General features: G+C 55.3%; 1 pseudogene. It reads right to left on the reverse strand.

The window, feature by feature from the left end:
• Positions 1-360 (reverse strand): annotated as a pseudogene (locus ACY2RR_RS24400) (hypothetical protein); the annotation flags it as partial.

The raw sequence follows: 360 nt of genomic DNA on the forward strand, positions 1-360 counted from the left end.
TGATAACCGGTGACACCGACGGCATCGGTGGCCGCCACGGTGCCAACCACAAAACCCGCGGCCTGGTTCTCGGCGTAACTGAAACTCTGGCCGGTGGTGATAACCGGCTTGATATCATCCACATCAATCACCGCGAGGCTGATATCTGTGGCCGCACTGCGATTACCTGCAACATCTTCAGCGATGATCTGGTAGGTGCCGCTGTTCACACCATTTTCAAAATCATTCAGGTCACTGGCAGCTCCCAGCGCTGTCAGAGTGACACGACCTGTGTCGTCAATCTGGAAGAAACCATCCGCACTGGTCGCTGACGGCGTGCCATTGTTAGCAAACAGGTAACCGGTAACACCCACAACATCG

This window comes from Parendozoicomonas sp. 2304DJ65-17 (assembly GCF_058148445.1).